Genomic DNA, 3,420 nt, shown 5'->3' on the forward strand with positions numbered 1-3,420 from the left:
GCAAAATGTGCGTGTACTGGGAGAGGGGCTGCCCTGTTCCACTGGGTGCCAGGAGCTCGATAAACGGCCACAGGTCGTCCCAGCGGGGTACAATCTTTTCCACCCCGGCAATGGCAATGTGCACGGACGGGGCCTGCGTAACCATCCGAATATTCCCCTCATTTTCAACCAGCACCAGCGTACCCGTTTCGGCCGCAAGAATATTGGCTCCGCTGATTCCAATATCGGCTGTCAGGAATTTCTGTCGTAAGATTTCCCGGGCAAATCGGGTGAGGTCTTCTCCTGTTTCCAGGGGTTCTTTCGGATGAAATTTTTCTGTAAAGAGCTGTGAAATGCGCTCCCGGCTTCGATGAATGGCCGGCGCCACAATGTGCGACGGCTGTTCGTCGGCGACCTGAAGAATAAATTCCGCCAGATCCGTTTCGGCCACTTCAATTCCGGCTGCTTCCAGCACGGGATTGAGTTTGATTTCCTCCGAGGTAATGGATTTTGATTTGACCACCAATTTCGCTTTGTGTTTCTGACACACGTCCCGAATGTAAGCGCTGGCTTCCGCCGCATCTTTTGCCAGATAAAAATGCCCCCCGCGTTCCTCGATGACCCGCTGAAGCACCTTGACTGATGTTTCGATTTCTTCAATGGCTCTCTCTTTGATGGCCCGTGCCCGATCCTTCAGAGCTTCGTAATCGCCAATGGTTCGAACGGCTACATACCGATTCTGGTTGAAGGTATTCGTGTTTCGGCGAACCGGTTCACTCTCAATCGCCAGCGCCATTTGAATCGCTTGGGTCAAATGATCTTTTGAGGATTTATTCGCCACGTCACGCGGCTTAATCTGCAAAGCAAAATCAACGGATTTTTGAGGCATGGTTACTCCGAAAAATAGTCATTTTTTGGCCCGCGACTGTCACGAATTTAGTTTCAGTAAAATCACTTCGTGAAAATTCGTGACCTTCGTGGGCAAAACCTATTTAGGCAAATTCATTTTTTACACCAGCAGTACAATATGCAGCCGTCCCGGTCCGTGAACGCCGCGCACCAGTTCCCCCATATCGGCTGTGGCACTGGGGCCGGTGATAAACAAAAAATTCTCCGGCAATTCCGATCGTTCAAAAAATTCTCCTGAAAATAAATCACGCGGACGGGGAACCATCAGACGAGCGTCCAGAACCGCAATGTGCTCCCGGGAATACAGGCTTACCGACCCGCCCAGGCGTTCATCGATGGCCACACAAAGAGAGCCTGTTCCTGCCACGCCGACAAAGGCATCGGTAATGCCGACCCGGATGGCAGCCATTTGGTCTTCCGTGGGATGCGAAATAACATCTGGCAGACTTTTGAACGGTGCAAAAAGTTCGGGAGGCAGCACGGTTGGCTCCGCAAGTGTGGCGGAGCTGTTTTCTCCCATGGCCCGCACCAGGGCCGCTTTCAGATTTTCGGGAGTGGCTTTGATTTTTTCTACTGTGGCGGCCGCTCCCTCCGCCATTTGAATGAACTTTTCTACCAGCCCCGTGTCAACTGCCTGAAATGCTTTCATAAACGGCCTATTTTTTCTTTTTTCTGGAAAATCAGAGTCCAATTCGCATATTTTGCCCCGAAGATGCTGCAACATAAAGAGGAACAAGAGACATCCCTTGTATCCTCATGGCTATGACTGCTGTAAAACAGCTCGAAATTTTTCCTCGTTTGTTTGAAAATAATCCGGGTGTTGCGGCCGGTATGTTTCCAATTGAAATGAGCGACGGACGATGGCCCGCCAATCCGACAAAGAAGCAACGGCTCCCCTGGCGATGGCCTGCACCCCAATATTTCCCACAATAGTCCCTTCCACCGGTCCGGTGACAATGTTTCGATGGATTGCATCGGCTGCCAGTTGGTTGAGCAAATTGTTCTGAATACCGCCTCCCACCGCCAGAAGCTGCGTAACCGATTGCCCGGTCACATACTCAATATCCTGAATCGTCGTTCGATATTTGAACGCCAAACTTTCCAGTACACACCGGGTGATCCAGCCTGCATCTTCATGATAGGGTTGTTTGGTTTCCTTTAGAAAATTCAGAATCTTTTGCGGCATATCTCCGGCCTTCAGAAACCGCGGATCGTCCACGTCAATCCAGGCTTCGGTTGGACCGTTTTTCAGGGCAAGCTGTTTGAGATCCTCGTAACTGAATTCTTTTCCCTCTTGCCGCCAGGCTCGTCGGCATTCCTGAATCGGCCAGAGGCCCATAATATTCTTCAGGAATCGAATGGTTCCATTAACCCCGCCTTCATTGGTGAAATTGTACGTCATGGCTTCGGCATTCAAAATGGGCCGGCGGATTTCCACCCCCATGAGCGACCAGGTGCCGGAGCTCAAAAAGGCCCACCCTTCCGATTCCGCCGGTACGGCGGCAACGGCTGCTCCCGTATCGTGGCTGGCGGATGCAATGACCGGTGTCTCCGGATTCAGCCCTGTTTTCTTGGCCAACTCTTCCTGCAAATGCCCGATAACGGTTCCGGACTCAACCACATTCGGAAAAATTTGGCGGGGCAGTCCAAAGGCCTCAATCAATTTCCAATTCCAATTTCGCCGATTCGGATTGGCCAGACCCGTTGTGGAAACAATGGTGTATTCACCAATTTTCTTTCCGGATAACACAAACAGCAAAAAATCCGGCATCAGCAAAAGCCGGTCAGCCACCTCCAACAGATTCACATGTTGATTTTGTTCGGCCAGAAGCTGGTAGAGGGTGTTGAACGGAGCTACCTGAGTTCCCGTTTGAAGGTACAATTCTTCGCGCGGGACCCTTTCAAAGGCCCTCTCAATCATTCCGTCGGTGCGGCTGTCGCGGTAATGGTACGGATACCCTAAAATGCGATTGTCGGTGTCCAGAAGCACATAATCGACCCCCCATGTGTCCACACTAATTCCCTCAAAACGGGGACCAAAGGTTTCTCCGGCGGCCCGTAATCCCGCCTCAATTTCGGCCACAATTTGAAGAACATCCCAGTAATAATGTCCCTGATAAAAAAGCCAGGGTGTGGGAAATCGGTGAACTTCAGTGAGGGAAAGCGTTCCCTTTTGGAGCGTTCCCACCACACACCGACCGCTTTCGGCCCCCAGATCAAAACCAATGTAGTACTTTTTTTGATCCATCAATGCATACCCGTCAATATGAATTCAATTAACCGAAATTCAATTCTTTGCAGAGGAACTTTTTGGTCTGCATTTTTCATAGATTTTTGCCACGAAGATTATTGTGATTTAGATTTCTATCCTGGCAAGTTTTGCCTTACATTCTGATATTATCCTAAATATACTTAAGCACGGCCTCCCGTAAAGTCCCCTCTTGAGAGGGGTGGCCCCGCCACCTGGCGGGGACGGGGTGCGTCACTTCATTTCTCTCAAAATCACCTATTAAGAACACACAAAAATTTAAA

3 protein-coding genes are annotated in these 3,420 nt (G+C 50.3%); all 3 read right to left on the minus strand.

What is annotated here, in order from left to right:
• A partial coding sequence (locus GXO76_10235) for a lactate utilization protein (protein NOY78232.1) occupies positions 1-868 on the minus strand: 868 nt, incomplete at its 3' end.
• Positions 869-988: 120 nt separating this feature from the next.
• Positions 989-1,537, minus strand: a complete 549-nt coding sequence (locus tag GXO76_10240; GenBank protein NOY78233.1) for a hypothetical protein — start codon at positions 1,535-1,537, stop codon at positions 989-991.
• A gap of 111 nt (positions 1,538-1,648) precedes the next feature.
• The gene (locus GXO76_10245; GenBank protein NOY78234.1) at positions 1,649-3,136 is read right to left on the minus strand and encodes a rhamnulokinase; all 1,488 of its coding nucleotides are present in this window, start codon (positions 3,134-3,136) and stop codon (positions 1,649-1,651) included.
• Positions 3,137-3,420: the final 284 nt, after the last annotated feature.

The sequence above is a fragment of the Calditrichota bacterium genome (genome assembly GCA_013151735.1).
Lineage (GTDB): Bacteria > Zhuqueibacterota > JdFR-76 > JdFR-76 > BMS3Abin05 > BMS3Abin05.